The following is an 18,338-nucleotide window of genomic DNA, read 5'->3' on the forward strand; positions in this document are numbered from 1 at the left end:
TTTTTTCTCGTTCGAATCAGAAATTACTCTCGCGCATTCCGTGCCGGGCGGGTCTTTCGGCGCATCAGGCGTCCGTGTCGTGCGACATGTCTGCCGGCATATGGAAATGCCCTCCATCAAATTGATCCGCGGGGCCCATTTGGGCGATCGCGTATTCGAGCGCGTCGTCGGACGACATCGAAGCGAGCGCGACCTGCATGTCACCCGAATGATCCGGACTATGCGCGCCGAAATTACCATGTGAGAAGTCGAACTTGGCCAACGCGTCACCCGGGTTACGATAAGTGTCGCCCTTGCCGCAGTCGTCGGATGGTTCGGGGTCGCAATAGTCCTTCTGCGGCGGGCCGTCGTCGTTCTTGGAGTCCTTCCAGCCGCCATCGTGCTTGGAGTAGTCCTCGCGACCCTCGTGAGCGTCATTCCACTTGACGTGCTCGCCGTTGCCGCCGTCGTCGAGCGTGGTTGGCTTGTGTTCCTCGCGTGGGACGCCGATTTCCGGAATCTTTGCCAATCCGAGAACGCTCGTAACCCAGCTCAGGATAGACATGGTTTCGCTCCTAACTTCGCGGTTGCGACGGGCCCATGCCTGCTCCGGATCCCGGCGCCCTCCCCCTACTGTCGTCGACGCGCCCCGATGGATGCAGCGCGCAAAACAAATTCACTCCTCATTCGAGCTGCCGCCGCATGGCCACGAGTTCTCTCCGGATCCACGCCTTGACCGTTCCCACCGGAACCCGGAGGTATTCGGCGATCTCCTCATGCGTATGCCCGTCGATGATCGCCAGAAGCAGGCTCGCGCGGCGCTTTGGCTCGAGTTGATCGAGCATGGTCCGTAGGGTCATGCTGTCTGGGATGCGAGACGCGGGGTTCGAAACCGTCTGTTCCCGCTCGCAGACGGCGTTCAGCGTGTGGTCTTCGAGCGCGAGTTCCCGCCTGGCGTTCTTCTGCATCCTGAGTGCTGTGTGACGGACGATCGCGTAGATCCAGCCCCGCGCGGATCCGCGTGCAGGATCGAAGCTTTTGGCACATCGGAGAATTTGCGCGAATGCATCGTGGATGACGTCCTCCGCACGCGACCTGTCGTGGACGATCCGGTGCGCCACCGCGCGCAACTGGTCCTTCTCCCGGGCGTAGATCTCGCCAACGGCAAACTGCGATCCGGCGGCGCACTCGATTAGCGCCGTTTCGTAATTCAGAGCCGTCTCGCAATTGAGATAGGTATCATCCTGCGCTGCGTCGGAGCGAGACTCTACCTTTGTGAAGTCGGCTCCGTGGTGGGGCATGGTCGAAGTCACCCCTTCGTAACGCAGACGCAACTATTCCCGTGCAGCGAATATCGCTGGCTTGCATTTCCAGAACACTGATGGCTTGCATTTCCAGAAAACTGGTGGCTTGCATTTCCTGATGCGGAATGAGCCGTTGGAGGAAATCAACTTTGATGCTGAAAATTGTTTCAATCTACGCCATCACAAAATCGTGACGCTTTCGTCAGGGCGCAGCCGGCGCTTAACACTTCATGCTCGCTTGCCACGCGAGTGATGCTCACTTGCCACGCGAGCCGCGGTGACCTGCACGCGATGGACATGATTTTGATTTTGCAATTTGATTTTGCCCCGGCGAGTAACACTTCTTGCTCGCTTGCCACGCGAGTGATGCTCACTTACCGCGCGAGTCGCAGTGACCAATCGCAGCCCGCGAGGGACATGATTTTGATTTTGCCTCGGCGAGGGTTCCAGCCTCGCAGCACCGATAGACAATCTCGTCGACGGATTTCAAAACGCGAAATTTTAGAGCCAGTCATGGCGCATGAAGGTCCAATGTTTTCTCTTAGTTCGAAGTGCGCGCCAGGAACTGGACGTCGCTCGGAACCTTAAGGGGCCTGGACGTGCCATCTCGCTTGATCGAGGAGGAGTGGCGTGAGCGCCTGCAGTGATTTTGATTGCGATCTCCTCGAGTTCACACGGCATCGACAAGCGTTATTGAACGACAAGCGTCATTCCTTATCGGCAAAATTCGAGCGACGTTGCATCCAGATTGGCGGTTTCTGACTAGAGAGGTGGATGGCAGCTGTTACTACAGCGCCATCAACACCCAAGGAATGTAACATGACGGCACAACACGTTGACAGCGACCTTATCCTGTTTGAGGGCTGAGCACATGGACCTGCACGATGATACCATCGACGAACTGAGCGGCGACGGCGCGATCATCATCGGCCAAGCGAAAGCGGGCGCCATCTGCTACTGGCTCACGATAGTACCGGTGGCAGGACCTGTCGTCGCAGAAGGCTCCATCACTGGGCCTGAGGAGTTCATGAGGATGATCATGAACGCGACTGGTCCGAAGTTGGTTATGCAGGATGGTTATGTCGTAACGCTCCGATGCGAGGGCGGCGCTACGGGCGTTCGATGGGTGAAAGCTCTCGCGGACTGTGATCCGACAGAACAATGCCCTTCTCGGAACGATGCCCTCCCAGTCCTGTATTGAGTGTTAGAGGGCAGCGCTTAGGTCTCGCTCCGAAGCCGAACGGAATTGGCGAATCGAATCGTCACCATCGAAAACGCAGACATTCCGGTGAACAGTGTTTCGCATGCTTCCAGGATGGGCAAGTCCAAGCCATCGCTGGACCCCAATCAGAATGATTTAGATGCACCTCATTGACCCAGCCTGGACTTGTAGCTGGTCAACTCGGCAATGGCAGCACCGATCGCCTATCCGGTCGGCGGATTGAAACGTGAATTTAGGGACTCGTTGTCCCGCATGACGGCCATTGTTTTTGGCTGCTGGAGTGCGCTTGATCGAGAATGGCGCGAGCGCTCGCAACGAGCTTGATTGGGATTTCTTCGACGACGAGCGGCATCAATGGACGGCAAGGGTTATGCCGCGCAAAAATTTACGCGACGTTGCATCCAGATTGGCGACTTCCGACTAGAGGATAGTGGTAGCCGTTAGTAACGGCGCCATCAACATCACGAGAGAGTACAAGGAGAGTAACATGCATGAACTTACCCACCCTGTTGAACTGCGCGACGAGGAACTCGAGCTCGTAGCCGCTGGCTCCGGCTGCCGCTGCCACAACGGCTCACTCATCAATGTCAGCGATAACGTTGTGCAGGCCAACGTCGCTGGAATCGTTGTGGGTGACAACAAGCAAACGAACTTCAACATCGGCTAATGCAATGAATTGGCGCGAGAACCGCTTCTCCGTAGCGGAGAGCGGTTCTCGACCGCATTGTGCGGTACCCATCCGCAGCCGTGCCGCGGCGGAGAGATACTACGCGCAGCCCTTGAATTGACGAATGAGAGCGTAACAACAAGGTGCGACCATGGCGACACGGCCAGCTCTATTTCGCCAGGAAGCAATCGACTTTCTGCATCAGCGCCACAGCTGGGGCGAGGTCGTATCGCTGCAGCCGATATCGAGCATGATGCTCAGCTGGACTCTCGCGGGCCTTGTTGCATTCATTTTGGTTTTTATCTCCATCGCTCAATACGCCCGCAAAGAAACCGTCACGGGCTATCTAACTCCCACCTTCGGAACGGCCAAAATTTTGGTGCCGCAACAGGGCTTCATCAAAGAACTCCACGTCAAGGAGGGTCAGGAGGTTGCCGAGGGCGCCCCGCTCCTGACGATAGTCACTTCCCAAATCAGCGCCAACGGCGATGACGTCAATGCCGCCGTTCTCGAAGCGCTGACGCGGCAACGCAAGGTGGTCGAGCGACAGATCGCTGCGGAAGAGCGCCGGACCACCTCCGAACACGAGCGCCTCGCCTCTACAACCAAGGCGATCGAGGGGGAGATTGCCCAACTCGAAGACCAGCGCAATATCCAGAACGAACGGCTGAAGCTTTCCGAGAGTTTTGTATCGACGGGCGCTACGCTAATAGCGAAGGGGGCGTTGCCGGCCATCGAGCTGAAGCGCCGCGAGCAGGCGGCGCTCGAGCAAGCGCAGAACCTAGCGTCGCTCGATCAGCAGATCACTGTACGACGCAGCCAGTTGACTGATGCCCGGCATACGCTCGAGCAACTTCCGACCGTTGCCGCAGAAAGGCTTCGCGTACTGCGCGGCGATCTCTCCTGGATCGAACAGCGCAGCGCCGAGGTAGACGGACGACGGGCCTACGTTATCAAGGCGCCGACGAGTGGGCGCGTGTCCACGCTGCAGGCGACCGTCGGCAAGGTCGCTGATCCAAAGCATATGCAGCTCGAAATCATCCCGCTTGATTCGAGCTTGCAGGCGGAGCTGTTCTTTCCGACGCGCGCGTCCGGATTCGTGCGCCCCGGCCAGCAGGTCAGGATACTTTACGATGCGTTTCCCTATCAGAAATTCGGCACCTACCGCGGCACCGTGGCAAGGGTCTCTCACACGATCCTGACCGGCAATGATGCTACCGGGCCGATCACCCTCAAAGAGCCGGCGTACCGCGTGACTGTGCTTCCCGAGCGGCCCGATATCGATGCCTATGGGCGCAAGATGCCGCTTCAGCCAGGCATGCTGCTCAAGGCCGACGTGATCCTCGAGCAGCGCTCGCTGATGTGGTGGCTGCTTGACCCAATGTTGAGCGCAAGGATGTAGCCACATGCAGGGACTGTTGAACTTCAGCGGACGCGGGTTCCTCCCGGTCATCAGGCAGACAGAGGCAGCGGAATGCGGGTTGGCATGCCTTGCCATGGTAGCGTTCTATCATGGCCATCGAACTGACATGAATAGCCTGCGGCGGCGGTACGCAGTCTCGCTGAAGGGTGTCACTCTCCGCGACCTCATGGAGATAGCGGCTCACCTGGGCCTCGCGTGCCGGCCGCTGCGAATCGAGGTTGACCATCTGTGCCAACTGCGTCTCCCGGCTATCCTGCACTGGGACATGGATCATTTCGTTGTCCTGAAGGCGTGCAAGAAACACGGAATCGTGGTTCACGATCCGGCCGCCGGCGAGAAATGGTTCCCCATCACGGAAGCATCGAGACATCTCACCGGAGTCGTACTTGAACTCTCACCCACCGAAGAGTTCTGCCGCACAGACCAGAGAGTGCGACTACCGTTCTCAGCATTCTGGAGCGGAATGAGGGGAAACTCTCATGTCTTAACGCAGATATTGGTTCTCTCGGTGGTCATCGAGATCCTTATCCTCGCCGCTCCCTTCTACATGCAGCTCACGGTTGACGAGGTCATCGCCAGAGGCGACGTCGATCTTCTGCTCGTACTCGGGCTTGGATTCGCGCTACTCGTCCTGATCAAAGTCGCGTCGACCGCGACCCGCTCGTTCATTGTTCTTCTTCTGCAGAATACGCTGAGCTTTCAGATCGGTGCCCGGCTGTTTCATCATCTGGTGCGTTTGCCTCTCTCATTTTTCGAAAAGCGGCACATCGGCGACATCCTGTCGCGCTTTGGCTCGATCGAGCCCATCCGCAACATGCTCGCGGAGGGACTGATCACTGGCTTGATTGACGGTCTCATGTCCGTGTTGATGCTGGCGTTGATGTTCGCATACAGCGTCCAGCTCGGATTTATCGTCCTGTTCGCGTTCGCGCTGTACGCCGCTTTGCGACTCGCTCTCTTCAGGATCTTCCGACAACGGAGCGAAGCGGCCATTCACAGCAAGGCACAGGAAGACTCCACCTTCATCGAAACCGTGCGGGCGGTGCAGAGCCTGAAGCTCCTCAACCGAGAGAACGAGCGGGAGAGCCAGTGGCTGAACCGCTATGCTGAGTACGTAAATGCCAACGTGCGGCTAGGCCGGGCGAGAATCAGCTTCAAAGCCATCAACGACACGATATACGGCCTGGAGAACGTAATCACAATCTACCTTGCCGCTCGCCTCGCACTAGACAACCTTATCACGGTTGGCATGATATTCGCGTTCGTCAGCTACAAGCTGCAGTTTGCCGAACGGACGGCGCTGCTAATCGAGAAGCTGGTGGACCTGCGCATTCTCGGACTGCACCTGGAGCGCCTCGCCGATATTGCGCTCACCCCCCTAGAGCGGGGGCACGACCAGGATTTGTCGTATGTGCGACCGATCCGCGGCTCGATCGAGCTGCGCAACGTGTGCTTCCGCTATGCAGAAGCAGAGCCTCTGATTCTCAACAACGTCAATCTGTGCGTTGCGCCGGGACAATTCGTGACGATCATGGGACCTTCCGGCTGCGGCAAGACAACTCTAGTCAAGATTATGCTTGGGCTGCTCGAGCCAACGAGCGGAGAAGTCCTGATAGACGGCCTTCCGCTAGGCCAGATCGGACCGCGCGTTTATCGCGAACACATTGGCGCGGTGATGCAGGAGGATCAATTGCTGTCAGGATCTATTGCCGACAACATCTGCTTTTTTGAGACGACATTCGATCGGCAATGGATGATCGAGTGTGCGCAGATTGCCGGCATCCACGACGATATCATGGCAATGCCGATGAGCTACAATAGCCTCATCGGTGACATGGGAAGCTCATTATCCAGCGGGCAGAAACAGCGAGTACTGCTTGCGCGCGCGCTCTATCGCCGACCAAAGATCCTGTTTCTGGACGAGGGCACGGCACATCTGGACACCGAAAAGGAAAAAGAAATCAATGCCAATCTCCAGCATTTAAATATGACTCGTGTGAGTATAGCACACCGACCTGAAATCGCCCACGGAGCGGACATGATCATCCGTCTTTCCACGGCGGCAGGGCCGTTTCAGGTCGGAGTCTCAGGTAGCAGACCAGCAGCGGCGCCTGCGCGCGATGCTGGCCACACCGGATTTGCCGCCGAAGGTGCGAAATCGACCAAGCTCGCGCAGGGCCACGACAACTGCTCCGATGACGGCCGCAAAGGCGACTATTCGAAGAAGGCCGGGAAGTTCGACTACTCGAAAGACGGCAAGGGTGAGTGCTCCAAGCACGATGGTGGCTGGAAGGACGCCAAGAACGATGACGGCCAGCCGCAGAAGGATTACTGCGGCCCGAAGCCATCCGACGGTTGCGGCAAGGGCGACATGGATCGTAACCCGGGTGAAGCGCTGGCCAAGTTCGACTTCTCACATGGTGATTTCGGCTCGCGTGGTCCGGATCATTCGGGTGATATGCAGGGCTCGGCGCGTCGAGATGGGGGTCGTTCGTAGGAATTTCCTGCGTGCTGCGCATGGCCAAATCTCCGCGACGGTGCATCCAGATTGTCGCCTTCCGACCAGAAGTAACATGGCAGCCGCTACAGCAAGCTGGCGCGCCGGGGGCTGGAAGCAACGGTGGACGCCCAACCGCATACCCTGCGCGAAAGGCAGCTCTGCGTGAGTTTCTCCGTTTTGAGGGTGAACCGATGGACGTGCATGAAGAGGCAATCGATGATCTAATCGGCGAAGGGCTCGTCGTCATAGATGGACGCAATGAGAAGGTCTCTTATTGGCTCACCGTTTCTCCTGAGGCCGGTCCCGTAGTTGCTGAGGGCTCAATCACGGGACCGGAACGGCTCATGAGAAGTGTTAGGAAGGCGAAAAGGGTCAAGCTTGCGCTGGGCGACGGGCCGGTTGTCACCCTCAAATGCCAAGGCGGCTCAGGCGACGTACAATGGGTTAAGGCTTTGATGGCCGAAAATCACAAGACTAATGTCGACTCACGGCGTACATCGCGGTTGCCGAGGGCAACTCCTCCAGTGCGTATCATCTGTACGCGGACCGGCTGAGGCAAGGTAGATGATGCTGGCGAGATCGAGATTGGCGTGCGGCTGGGATTTGGCCCATTACTGAAATGCGCCAACAGTATCGTCGCTCGATAACACCATCAGGTGATTGCCATCGGTAAAGATCACCACGCTGGCGTAACGCCTTATCCGCTTGCCATCTTCCTCGCTTGTGAAGCGATATGGCAGTTGCTCTCCAGCCGGACAGCGATAGGCGTCCTCCTCCGGCAAATAGACAAAGTCCTGCTTGCCGAAGCGCCCACCCTTCTGAACATCGGTCAACTTGGCCTTTGCGGCCTCCAGGGCGACACGGGCGTCATCGAGTTGCTTCGTGATCTTGCTCATCGGTAAGTTCGTCCTTGGGTGGGAGGCGGGAGATAAAGCCCGAGCGAGTTGGCGGCGAGGCTACGCCGGAGACGTCCCACCGACGTCCCGCTGCGGCTGTTTCACGTCCCATAGCGTCCCATTCGGCCGCAGAAACGCAGCAAACCGGCTGCGCGAGATCCGGTACTCTGCTTCGTCACCATCGAAGTAGGCGAATCCATCGGCGTTGCTGATTGGGTGAGCACGGCAGAGGCGATGCAACGTTGACTTCGGAATGGCGAACTCGTGGATCACATCGCCCGGCCTCATAAGGTCGCCGGGGAGACCATCGTCGCCTTGCGCCGGCGCGCGTTCCGACGGCAGCGAGTCCCGTATAGCTTTGACCGCTGCCTCGATAACATCAAGTCGCGCGGCGATTTCGGCAGCGTCGGTCATCGTTGGCCCACCCCGGGTTTGGCTAGCTCGAATAATTTGTGACCACGCCGCGCGCCCATGCGACGCGCCTTGCCGACAAATGCGACCTTGCCGGAGGACACCAAACGCCGGAGCGCTCTCCGGGTTGCGACAACTTCGGCATTGGTCGGTATGCGCCAGCCCGGCCGAATCATGGGCCGCCGAAAGCAATAAGCGCACGATGCGAGCTCGCGGGCTGTGAGGCAGGGACGCTGGTCTAGAATGTGAAGGATCGCCCGCCGCAGCGCCTTGGGGCGGAACGCGAAACCCCTAGTCAGCCGAAAGTACGATGCCATAGGAATATTTCCTGACAACGAAACCGCGATTTTGAGCGGCCCAAATATAGTGAACACGGGCAAGGCTCGGCCTCGCGGTGCGTATCCCTCCATACCGGTCCCTTGGAAATTTCGGCGGTTGATGGCTGATTGACGGGCTTGCCGTGCCCTGGCGCGCCCGATCGATCTCGACCGCAAGAACAGCGGCCAGGCGGCCGTGCGCGCATGAGTGGCGACTGTAGACGGTCGATTGCTGGCGATTACGGACGTGCTGGTGCGGCTTTGCTTCCTGCTCGGTGTCAGGCCCGCTCGATTGCTGTGTGTCGTGTACGTCTCGTGTTCGTGCATCTCTCCTCACTCGTAACCTTAGAGGCATAGCTTCGCCCCTTTCATCCCTTGAGAATGGTAGAGCCCTCTACCCTCAAGACCGCCGACCAGGCGGAAGCTTCAAAGCGAAGCCCGATTACTCAGTGTCCTTTCCCGGCGTTGCCGGCACGACGTTGTCCCCGTCGTGATCCCTGAGCGCTTTCTTCGGCACGCTCGGTCTTGTTCTCGCCGCGCGGTCGGAGGTCATCCCGATTGACACGCGGCGGAGCCTTTTCACCGTCCCCGGGGTTGCCGGGTTCCTCATTGGTCGCGGGTGTTATGGGTCACACTTGCCCGCACTACTTTGTTTCCGGTCGCGCGACGGCGTTTAGCGTCCGGCTCGCTGCCGCTAATTGAGCGCGCGGCGCGCTGCGGTCATTCATCTGCGGGCGTGGGGTCCCCACGTTTCCGGCGACGAGATCATGGCCGATCTCGACTCGTCGCTATTGTCGCGACGATCGATCCGTGTTCGTTTGATTGCGGCGGGAGCCACCGAGCAGACCCGCGATCTCGCGCACTAGGTCGACCGAACGCGCGTGTTCGATCAGCGCAAGCGGTCGCTCATGACGGCGCCCTGCTCGGAATTTGCTTGCAAAAAGCGATACGCTGGCGTATCCATACTGTTACTCATTGGTTGCGGTGCTGGTCACACCCGAACGACGCCTCCGGTTTTTCCGGAGGCGTTTTTCGTTTGTGGAGTGACCTATGGTTGGCCATGGCGACGGCCTCGGCGAATGATCGCGCCTCAAATGGCCCCAGCGGCTCAGCCAGCCCGACCTCGAATAGGCCGTCGTCACGCTCGAAAACTTGCGCGGAGCTCATGCCGCACATCCATCGTTGTCGCGAAAATCGTGGTGATAAATCCCGCCACGCCTCTGCAGTTTTTCGTAGGCACGCTCGATGGCTCGCAAGCGGTACAAGCCGTCCAACACGACGGCAAGTTCCTGCCGGGCGGCCTTCGATCCGATTTGCTTCCAGAACTCTGGTAGGCCGATCTCGTCGATGCGATCGATAATGGGATCGAGTGCGCACAGACCGACGCGCAGGGCGTTGGCGAGGCCTGCCACTTCGGCAGGACCAGGAGGATTGCTGCCGTCGCTCTGCGGGACATCAGCCTTTGATGGCGGTTGGTAGTTTGGGTTTTTATTGGAGGAGCCAGCGCCGGTGCCGGCACGATGACCGCGCATCGCCGCTTCTGTAACGACCTGACGCAGAGCCGCCTTTGTCGGCTCCTCGCCCTGCGCCAGCCTTTCGTCGATGCTGCGGCGGACGATGCCAGGGTCGGCCGCCTCCGCGTCGCGGATGATGCGCGCTTCGTGAAGCTGGTCTGGCTTGATGCCTTCAAGTTTGGAGCTCTCAAACTTGAACTCGTCAGTCTTCCTATCGCCGCCGTGGCCGTTGATCTCGCCCCGCTCTTGCGCGGCGTCGTACTCATCCGCCAGTCGGTGCTTTGCTCCGGCTTCCAGTTCCAGCGCGTCTCCCTGCGCGCGGTGAGCGGCGGCGACCACCTCATCATGCGCTCCTTTCGCGGCGGCCATGCGTGCGGCCTTCTTCGCGATGTCATAGATGATGCTGGCCTCGTCCTTGGCTTCAAGGATCTCCGCGGCTGTCCGAGCATTGGCCAGCGCCTGTCGGGCGCGATCGATCAGTGCGGGGAGCGGTGTGGTGACGGCAATGTTCATGTCAGGACGCGCCGACCTGATCGAGCCCTAGCTGCCGGCGCAGCACCGCCGTCGGGACCTTCAGCCGACCGCCGATTCGGATCGTCGGAATGTCGCCCTTCGCTGCGGCGTTATAGGAGCCGTTGCGGCTAAGGCCGTAACAAATTCGGCCGACGTCGGGCACATCTGCGGTGACCCCGGAAAGCAGGTTCCTCAGCTCTTCGTTCATGGTTATTCCCTTGGAAAAGTGTTGGCCGATGTACACCTCTTCACACCTAGGTGGAGATTTTTGATTCGCAATGGATTATTGGTGTACAACGTCCAATATTTTGGTACTGTTTCCCATGTCCAGCTTGAAGACGTATCTCCACGGGATCGCCCCGATCATCGGCCTCACCCCTGGCGCGCTGTACGAACGGCAGCGCTCGCTGGTGAAACTCGGCCTATTGACGCCCGCCCCGGGACGAGGCCCGGGAAGCGGAGTTCTCCTCACCCCAGAGAACGCCGCCGCGGTCATCATTAGTGCTCTGGCGGCGGAGGGGCTGAGCGATGTGGACGCGCGTGTCGTCGCGCTTTGCGAGGCGCGGTACGGTGGCACTCTCTCGAGGGGTGTACATAGAGCGCATTGGGGAGCGGCTGGGAAGCCGACATTCCGTTCCGAAGTTGCCAGCGTTCTCTCTGGCCAGAACATTCGCTCTGGGCCCGCTTACCGATACTCTGAATATCACGGCATCCGCGTTTCTCGCTGTTGGCGCGGCCAAATCATGCGCGGCCATGGCCCGGTCGCGATCGATTTTTTTGTCGATGGGTACGATCGCCAGGTTTCATGTCGCCAGATTAGCGTCACGGCCGAAATCGAGACTGAGATGCTTCATTATCTGGTTGCCTACACCCAAGACGCGCTTAGCCAAACCACCGAGCTTGACGAAGAGGGCTAGCAATGAAGCGATCACACGGCGACGGCAGCGTTCAGAGGCGCGGCGAAAATTCTTGGCGGCTGCGCTATTACGTCGGCGACGTCAGGCACTCCCTCACCTTCCGCGGCACGCGAAAAGAAGCGGCAGACAAACTTCGCGGTCTGCTGGCGGATGCAGGCAAAGGCGTGCACGTTGCCGCCGACAAGAAGACATTGTCGCAATGGGCCGACGATTGGATTGCGCTCAAGACGGCAGAACGCCAGCACAAGACGGTGGCGCGCTATGAGGACTTGCTCAAGAAGCATGTGCTGCCGAGATTGGGCGAGCGGCCGCTACAGCAAATAAAGCCGATCGAAATCCAGAAGCTGTATGCCGAGATGACTGCGCTGGCGCCTCGCACCCGACATCACGTCGCGACCGTGCTCAAGGCTTGCCTGCAGGCGGCCGTTGATATTGGCAAGCTGCTTCAGGCTAGCCCGGCAGCCGCGATCAAGAAGCCATCGGCCGGCGACTCCGATATCGGCCAGGCGCTCGAGCAAGAGAAGATCACGGCATTGGTCGAGGGCTTTCGCGGGTCCACGCTTTTCGATTTTACGTTCTTGATGGCGTTCACGGGCATGCGCCGCGGTGAATCGCTGGCGCTGCGCTGGTCCAACTTCAATCCGACCGCAAAGACGCTGCGCATTGAGCGCGCCCTGGAATACACAAAGAAGCACGGGCTTCAATTCAAGGAGCCGAAATCGGAGCGCGGCAAGCGCACGATCGTACTCGACGACACTCTCGTCGCGCTGCTGCTCAGCTTGCGGGCGCGCTTTCAGCGGTTGGTCGCTGGTGCACCCGACGGCATCGAGGTTGACCTGAGCCTTGTGCGCATTCCGGATGACTGGCTGGTGTTCCCAACCCCGGATGGCCAGCCGAGCGAGCCCCGGCATCCTGACAGCGTCACGAAGCAGTTCACCAAGCGGGCTGAGAAGATCCTCGGATTCTCGATCCGCCTGCACGATCTTCGGGTATCGCACGGAACTTGGCTCCTCGATCAAGGGACGCCTGTGCACGTCGTGGCAAAAAGGCTGGGCCATGACCCTAGCGTTTTGCTCAAGGTCTACGCTAAGAGAACCCAAAAGGGCGACGAGTCGGCCGCCGAGAAGATCGGCCTTCTGACGAAGGGCTTGATCATTGGGCCAATTTAGGACCAAGGTTGCTGAAACGTTCGATCGTGAATATCAACAACCCCTTGATAAACTAGATATTCGCCGGTTTAGCTCAGCGGTAGAGCAGCGGTTTTGTAAACCGAAGGTCGGGAGTTCAATCCTCTCAACCGGCACCATTTAAGAGCGTCAGGCGGACGAAACCGTTCGACCGAGCCAATACCCGTTCAGGCCTCTACCATTGCTGGGAATTCCACGGGAAGTTGTTGGGGGAACACCATCTCTGCCGATGTCCCGAGCTCTGCCGATTTTCCAAGGCTCGGCGTTGAATAGGGATCGAGCGACGCTTTCCGATTGCTTACCCGCTCTACACGCAACTGCAATCCGAACGCCCCGAGAATCGTCAGGACAGTCGTAAATTCGGGAGAACGATCGCCCATGAACGAGCGGTAGAGACGTGTTCGGCCAATCTGTATTCGTCGCGCGAACTCAGTAACATTCTCCTGGGCTCGGATGATCTCACCAAAGGTAGAACAAATGGCGCGAAGATTGGATGTTGCAAAGGCAGGATTCAAGAGCTCGGCAACGCCCGCCGGAGTGCTGTAACGTAAATGGCCATGCACTGGCTGTTGAGAGCTATATCTTTCGACCGTGGATGCGGACGGTTGCACTGTAACCAGCCTCAGACGTAGTGCCGTAATCACCTTCGTCACCGTGGAAAGCCGCGGCCCCCTCTCTGATGCAAAAGCCCCGTAGAGGTGTGCCCGCTCTATTCCTGATTCGATAGCGATCGTCGTGACATTTTGGGTCCGGACTGCTTCACCGAGAGCCAGGCAAACCTGACGGCTATCGGTGGTTTGAAACGCCTGATTCAAGAATTTTTCAAGCTGAGCCGTGCTAGCGTATTGAGAGCGACGAGCCGTCTTGGCCATCTGGTGCCATCCGAGTCTGCACCGGGCGCAATCAGAAACAGCCCTCAGAGGCCGAAAAACCTCTGGCCGGGCATGGCCAGAGGTTTCGGAGGTATTTCTGAAGATGCTGGTGCGCTTCTCCATGAGAAGCCGCCAACCGATTTGGCGGCTACGCCTTAAAATAATACATGAGTTACTCAAGTTATTACAACATATATTTTAGTTACACACACATCGGCGCACCGCTCCGGCGGAGACGCTTTGCCCGGGCTTCGATGGTGTGCGGGGCGACAAGGCTTCGCTGAAGGCTCGTCGCTCGATGCAGCGTTCAACGGCGCGACGGAGATCTCGCGAACATTCTGATGACGGGACGCACTTCCGAGTCTTTGAGCGCTTCAGCAAGCTTGCGCGCCGCTTTTGCGCCAGCAGATTTCTTCTCAAGAATGTTTCGAGTATTTGGCTGAAGTTTGAGAACGGAGTGCTGGCGTGGAGCTTTCCAAAAAGAGACCCCCGGCAGTGAAACTGCCGGGGGTCATTGCGATAGTTCAGATCAGGATCAGAAGTTGCGCTGAGCGCGAATGTTCAGGAACACAGTGCTCTGGTCCCGGAACTCGTAGGTCGCACTCGGCTTCGGGCTGGTCGCGCCCGGAGCTTGTGCCGTGATCGCACCCGTCATCTTCTGGTCAAGGAAGAACGCGCCGACTTCAGCCGAGAACGTCAGGTTCTTGACAGGAGTCCAGCGGGTGACCGCACCCACCATCGCAACATCGAAGTCCGGGTTGCAGGTGAAGTCGCCACTGAAGCTGCGTGCGGATATTACAGGACCGCCCGCAGCGGGGCCCGCAAAGGCCGCACAGTAGGCCGCGGTCGCTGTACCATTGTAGCGAACCTGGGCGTAGCTGCCCCAGAGGCTGGTCGACCAGTAGGGATCCCAGTTGTGGTTGAACGCACCACGGACGCCCCAGGCATCCGTAAGCTGGATATCGCCACCCGGGACATAAACGCCGTCACTGGTGTAGCCAACGCCGTAGCTCTGATAGGCTCCCGCACGGCTGGTATCACCGAACATCGCAAAGCTCGGCGACGTGCCGCTGGTGGAGATCACCGACTTGGTGGAGCCCTTGGCGTAGGTGGCGTCGATCTTGAAGTCATCGCCCGCACCGGTCGGCAGATTCTTGATCTGCAAGGCCGCCATCACCGCACCGCCCCACTTGCTTTCGGGGTGACCGGAGATTTCCGACAGAGCGGTCGGCACGCCCGTCGGGCCTAGCACGTTGTACGAAGCGTTCACGAGATGCGCCAGACCGCCGATCTGGAACAGACCCCAAGCCTGGTCGACCCGGATGTTGCCGACGATGTCGGGCGCATGCACGCCGCCATAGGCGTTCGGCGCAATTCCGAGCGTCGAGACCGAGCTGGCCGGATTGGTTGCGAGTGCCGTGGGAGTAGCAGCGGTTGCCGCGAAAGTTGCAAGATATCCGATGCCCGTGCGGCTGTACACGGTCGGTTCGTCCAGACCGATGGTGCCCGACACGCCGTTGCCGAACTGAGCGGTGTACTGGATGTTGTTGACGCCGGTCACGTAGTCCGGACCGCCGATCAGGTTCGAGTTGTTGTTGCCCGGATAGCCGTTCCACGGCGACGCAAAGGCCGAAACCGACTTACCGAAGGTGAAGCCCGCGAACTGCAGGAAGATCTGGTCAATTGACACGTAGCCGTTGCCGGCGGAGTCAAGCAGGTTCGTGTTGTTGCCCAGGCGCGTGTCGAGCGAGTTCGGATTGAAGGTGTTGTTGCCGAGTGTGCTGAACTGGAAGTTGGCCTGACCGAAGGTGCGGACAACGCCGTATTCAGTGGCGGTGCGGGTATCAACCGACAGCGACATACGGGAGCGGGCCGCGAAGTAATTGGCGTAGCGGTTGCCCTGACCGATGTCGCCGTTCCATGCCGGCGAGCCGTAGATGCCGCCGTTGAACGTGGTGTCGACGCGCAGGTAACCACCAATCTTCATGCAGGTGTCGGTGCCGGGGATGTAGTAGAAGCCAGCGCCGTACAGGGAGCAGATCTTCACGTATTCGACCGCTTTGGCCTTGACGGGAAGATCGGCGGCCTGTGCTCCACTCACGGCGATGAGACCCGCCGCTGAGCCGAGAACAAGGCTCTTGATCATAGTCATGTTAAACCTCCAAGTTGCTCTGCCAGGACGAGGACGGACCTGTGGCTGTTCCCCCAGGAAAGATCCGCCCTCGCCTTTGAAAAACCGCTCAGTCGTTTCGCGTCTTCGGACACACCCGCATGAACGCGAGGGACTTAAGCGAACCACCTGCAACGGAACGACCCAGGACCCCCCTCGGCCGTCTTCAGAACTATGCATGCGCAACTTACGTAATCAAAATAGTTTATGAACTCATCTATCTCTATCCTGTTCGACTGTGTCGCTGTGGCAACACCGGCTGCTCGCAAAATCGTGTTCGGGGAACCGCCAGAAAGGCGTCCACTTGGATGATATTGTTAGGTAAATCAGTTAAGTTAGTAAACGCTGGCTCGGATGAGAGAAACTATGGGACAAGAACTCCGCAAGGGATCGGACTCATCGAGCCGCGGCAACCGCGGAGGGCCGAATGAGGTCGGCGGAAAGAATCAGGACATCGCCCGGCAACTCGCCTGGGAGATCGCCGCCATCAACGTGCACCTCCAGGAGATTCGTTACTTCTGGGCAAAAGCCCTCGGCATCAGCGGCCCGCAATGGATGATCCTGATGGCCCTGGCCGATCTGGATAAAGGTGAGGGCGTCCCGGTGAAGGTCGTCTCAAAGATGCTTCACGTAGACCCGTCGTTCGTCACGACTCAGTCGAAAATGCTCGAGAAGAAGGGTTTCATGCGCCGGAGGACGTCGGCAGACGATGCAAGGGTTGTGCAGATGTCGTTGACGGACAAGACTTATAAGCACATTGCGAACCTGGCCTCCGAGCAGGAGGCCCTCAACAACTTCGTCTTCGCGGAATTCAGCGACCGTGAACTCAGCGAGCTCACCGGCAAACTCGCGACCCTGAAGGGCCGTCTCGAGAAGGCGAGCCTGAAGATAGCGATGGGTATATGACCTCTCTGACGGTAACGAGCTAGGCCGGTACCGACTCAAGGCGATCGGCCATCCAATCAAAAATGAACTCGTTGGCGAGCGTGGGATTATCGCAATGCCCATGCGCGGCAGCAGTTTCAGAGCTATCGAAAATTCTTAGTGAAATGTCGGGCTGGCTGGTCTTGAGTCGTTCGAACAGACCGGTCACATGGTTGCTTTCGAGCCAGCCCTGCTCACCCATGGTGATCAGAACCGGGCAGCGAAATTTTCGCCGCGGCCAGCCGCCTTCGCCTCCTTTACACGCGGAACCCAGCGAGAGGCGGTCCATCAAGAAGGCGCGCTCGTGCATATCCCAGATTCCGCCGTCACAAACCGCGGCAGCGAAACGATTGTCGAGAGCGACGCCACGCGCCACAAAGGACGATCCCGGACCGTCGCCGAGAATCGCCACCCTGTTTTCGTCGATGTCGCCCCTCGTCGTGAGGTAATCCATCACGTGGCTTACCGCCATTTCGAGATCGGGACGGCCCGCTACCTCATCGAATTTTGCGCCGGTGCCGGATCCAAGGAGATCCACGGCCAGCAGCGACAATCCCCTGTCGCGGGCGTAGCGCGCCACCTTGAAGAGATATTCTTCCTTCCGATGCCCGGGATCGCCCATGCACACCACGACAGGCGTTCGATGCGAAGCGGCCGGGGCAGGCAAAAAGTAGCCTTCCAGCGGATAATCTTCCTGCCAGGGAATCTCGACGACCTCGCCGGCGGGAGTGAGATGCGCAATGTAGCGGCGGGCGCAGGCCCGCATGGTTCTGAGCACACCCTGCTGTTTCTCGTCGGCAGCGTCGAAATCGAACGCTGATGCCTGATAGTAATTGATGGCACGGAGCCAGTTGCTTTGTGCGGTCAGCACGTGACCGCGCTGGAAGGCAGCGTTGGCGCGCTCGTTGCTGATATCAGCCATCCTCAGCCATTCCCGATACCAGGAATCGCCGCCATCCTTTGGGTCAATCCGACTTGCGACAAGGAAGCATTCCGAGATCAGCGAGCCCCCTTCCTGAGCCAGGCCGAGCAGCCTCATGAACTCGATTGAGAACTCTTCGCTGTCTGGCCATTGAACCCAACCCGCCGGACCAAAATGAATCTTCATGCCGGAAGCAAACCTGTGAACCTCAATTGATAAAATTAGTTATAGATTGTAATTTAAATCGTGAGGTCGACATCCTGCAAGCCCTCCAAACGTCCCATGCCGCAGATATGGGTTAGCCCGACCGAACGGCTCCCAGCCTTCAATAGCCGGGCGGTTCGGGCCATCGCCTGAGAGGCATCTCGGAAAATGTATTGCACCGGGCGGAACTAGGGGGAAAGTGCTTGTTAGCCCCATCTATCGGGCAACGTGCTGTTTTTTTAGGCGATTCTCGTAGTTCTACGGTGCTGAATGCGCCACCTGGCCCATTATCAGCGCGGCTTCTGGCCTGGATGAGATAGTAGTTCAACGTCCTGGCCGATGCGCCACCCGCGGTTGTGGGATCGGACACTCACTCTCAGACTGATCGGGGAAACC

At 58.8% G+C, this 18,338-nt stretch carries 16 protein-coding genes and 1 tRNA gene; 8 read left to right on the forward strand and 9 right to left on the reverse strand.

Features of this window, described 5'->3' with window-relative positions; all coding sequences use genetic code 11:
• Nucleotides 1–64 precede the first annotated feature (64 nt).
• Together V1273_RS22380 and V1273_RS22385 are read right to left on the reverse strand one after the other, a co-directional pair.
• Nucleotides 65–544 carry a hypothetical protein gene (locus tag V1273_RS22380; protein ID WP_334381740.1) on the reverse strand — a complete coding sequence of 160 codons (480 nt, stop codon included), beginning with the start codon at nucleotides 542–544 and terminating at the stop codon, nucleotides 65–67.
• 118 nt (nucleotides 545–662) lie between these two features.
• Entirely contained in the window at nucleotides 663–1,313 is a 651-nt protein-coding gene (locus tag V1273_RS22385) for a sigma-70 family RNA polymerase sigma factor (RefSeq protein ID WP_334410878.1), read from the reverse strand.
• 841 nt (nucleotides 1,314–2,154) lie between these two features.
• Between V1273_RS22385 and V1273_RS22390 the strand changes: the two genes are divergently transcribed.
• From V1273_RS22390 to V1273_RS22405, 4 genes are all read left to right on the forward strand, one after another.
• Nucleotides 2,155–2,484: a hypothetical protein gene (locus V1273_RS22390; protein WP_334381739.1), complete on the forward strand. Its 330-nt coding sequence runs from the start codon at nucleotides 2,155–2,157 to the stop codon at nucleotides 2,482–2,484.
• Between the two features lie 508 nt (nucleotides 2,485–2,992).
• Nucleotides 2,993–3,172, forward strand: coding sequence for a hypothetical protein (locus V1273_RS22395; RefSeq protein WP_334381738.1), 180 nt, complete (start codon nucleotides 2,993–2,995; stop codon nucleotides 3,170–3,172).
• Between the two features lie 151 nt (nucleotides 3,173–3,323).
• Nucleotides 3,324–4,574 carry an HlyD family efflux transporter periplasmic adaptor subunit gene (locus V1273_RS22400; protein ID WP_334381737.1) on the forward strand — a complete coding sequence of 417 codons (1,251 nt, stop codon included), beginning with the start codon at nucleotides 3,324–3,326 and terminating at the stop codon, nucleotides 4,572–4,574.
• Nucleotides 4,575–4,578: 4 nt separating this feature from the next.
• Nucleotides 4,579–7,092 (forward strand): peptidase domain-containing ABC transporter, encoded by a 2,514-nt coding sequence (locus V1273_RS22405; RefSeq protein ID WP_334381736.1) that lies wholly within the window; start codon nucleotides 4,579–4,581, stop codon nucleotides 7,090–7,092.
• A gap of 614 nt (nucleotides 7,093–7,706) precedes the next feature.
• Here the strand turns inward: V1273_RS22405 and V1273_RS22410 are convergent.
• The 4 genes from V1273_RS22410 to V1273_RS22425 all read right to left on the reverse strand — a co-directional run bounded on the left by V1273_RS22410 (nucleotide 7,707) and on the right by V1273_RS22425 (nucleotide 10,954).
• Entirely contained in the window at nucleotides 7,707–7,991 is a 285-nt protein-coding gene (locus tag V1273_RS22410; RefSeq protein WP_334384339.1) for a hypothetical protein, read from the reverse strand.
• Nucleotides 7,992–8,051: 60 nt separating this feature from the next.
• Nucleotides 8,052–8,405 carry a hypothetical protein gene (locus V1273_RS22415; protein ID WP_334381735.1) on the reverse strand — a complete coding sequence of 118 codons (354 nt, stop codon included), beginning with the start codon at nucleotides 8,403–8,405 and terminating at the stop codon, nucleotides 8,052–8,054.
• Nucleotides 8,406–9,882: 1,477 nt separating this feature from the next.
• Entirely contained in the window at nucleotides 9,883–10,746 is an 864-nt protein-coding gene (locus tag V1273_RS22420) for a hypothetical protein (RefSeq protein WP_334381733.1), read from the reverse strand.
• A gap of 1 nt (nucleotide 10,747) precedes the next feature.
• A complete protein-coding gene (locus tag V1273_RS22425) occupies nucleotides 10,748–10,954 on the reverse strand; it encodes a DNA-binding protein (RefSeq protein ID WP_334381732.1) in 207 nt (68 codons plus the stop codon).
• 115 nt (nucleotides 10,955–11,069) lie between these two features.
• Between V1273_RS22425 and V1273_RS22430 the strand changes: the two genes are divergently transcribed.
• From V1273_RS22430 to V1273_RS22440, 3 genes are all read left to right on the forward strand, one after another.
• Nucleotides 11,070–11,663: a hypothetical protein gene (locus tag V1273_RS22430; protein WP_334381731.1), complete on the forward strand. Its 594-nt coding sequence runs from the start codon at nucleotides 11,070–11,072 to the stop codon at nucleotides 11,661–11,663.
• 2 nt (nucleotides 11,664–11,665) lie between these two features.
• Complete coding sequence (locus V1273_RS22435; protein WP_334381730.1) at nucleotides 11,666–12,832, forward strand: tyrosine-type recombinase/integrase; 1,167 nt, start codon at nucleotides 11,666–11,668, stop codon at nucleotides 12,830–12,832.
• Between the two features lie 62 nt (nucleotides 12,833–12,894).
• Nucleotides 12,895–12,969, forward strand: a tRNA-Thr gene (locus tag V1273_RS22440).
• 48 nt (nucleotides 12,970–13,017) lie between these two features.
• On the opposite strand, the gene V1273_RS22445 is transcribed toward V1273_RS22440, so the two are convergent.
• Together V1273_RS22445 and V1273_RS22450 are read right to left on the reverse strand one after the other, a co-directional pair.
• Nucleotides 13,018–13,722 (reverse strand): addiction module antidote protein, encoded by a 705-nt coding sequence (locus V1273_RS22445; RefSeq protein WP_334410880.1) that lies wholly within the window; start codon nucleotides 13,720–13,722, stop codon nucleotides 13,018–13,020.
• Nucleotides 13,723–14,257: 535 nt separating this feature from the next.
• Nucleotides 14,258–15,874: a porin gene (locus V1273_RS22450; protein WP_334363426.1), complete on the reverse strand. Its 1,617-nt coding sequence runs from the start codon at nucleotides 15,872–15,874 to the stop codon at nucleotides 14,258–14,260.
• A gap of 384 nt (nucleotides 15,875–16,258) precedes the next feature.
• On the opposite strand from V1273_RS22450, the gene V1273_RS22455 reads away from it, so the two are divergent.
• Nucleotides 16,259–16,798: a MarR family winged helix-turn-helix transcriptional regulator gene (locus V1273_RS22455; RefSeq protein WP_334363427.1), complete on the forward strand. Its 540-nt coding sequence runs from the start codon at nucleotides 16,259–16,261 to the stop codon at nucleotides 16,796–16,798.
• 19 nt (nucleotides 16,799–16,817) lie between these two features.
• Here the strand turns inward: V1273_RS22455 and V1273_RS22460 are convergent, their stop codons facing one another.
• On the reverse strand, nucleotides 16,818–17,924 hold the full coding sequence (locus tag V1273_RS22460; RefSeq protein ID WP_334410882.1) for an alpha/beta hydrolase family protein: 1,107 nt from the start codon (nucleotides 17,922–17,924) through the stop codon (nucleotides 16,818–16,820).
• Nucleotides 17,925–18,338 lie beyond the last annotated feature (414 nt).

Source organism: Bradyrhizobium sp. AZCC 1721 (assembly GCF_036924715.1).
GTDB lineage: Bacteria > Pseudomonadota > Alphaproteobacteria > Rhizobiales > Xanthobacteraceae > Bradyrhizobium.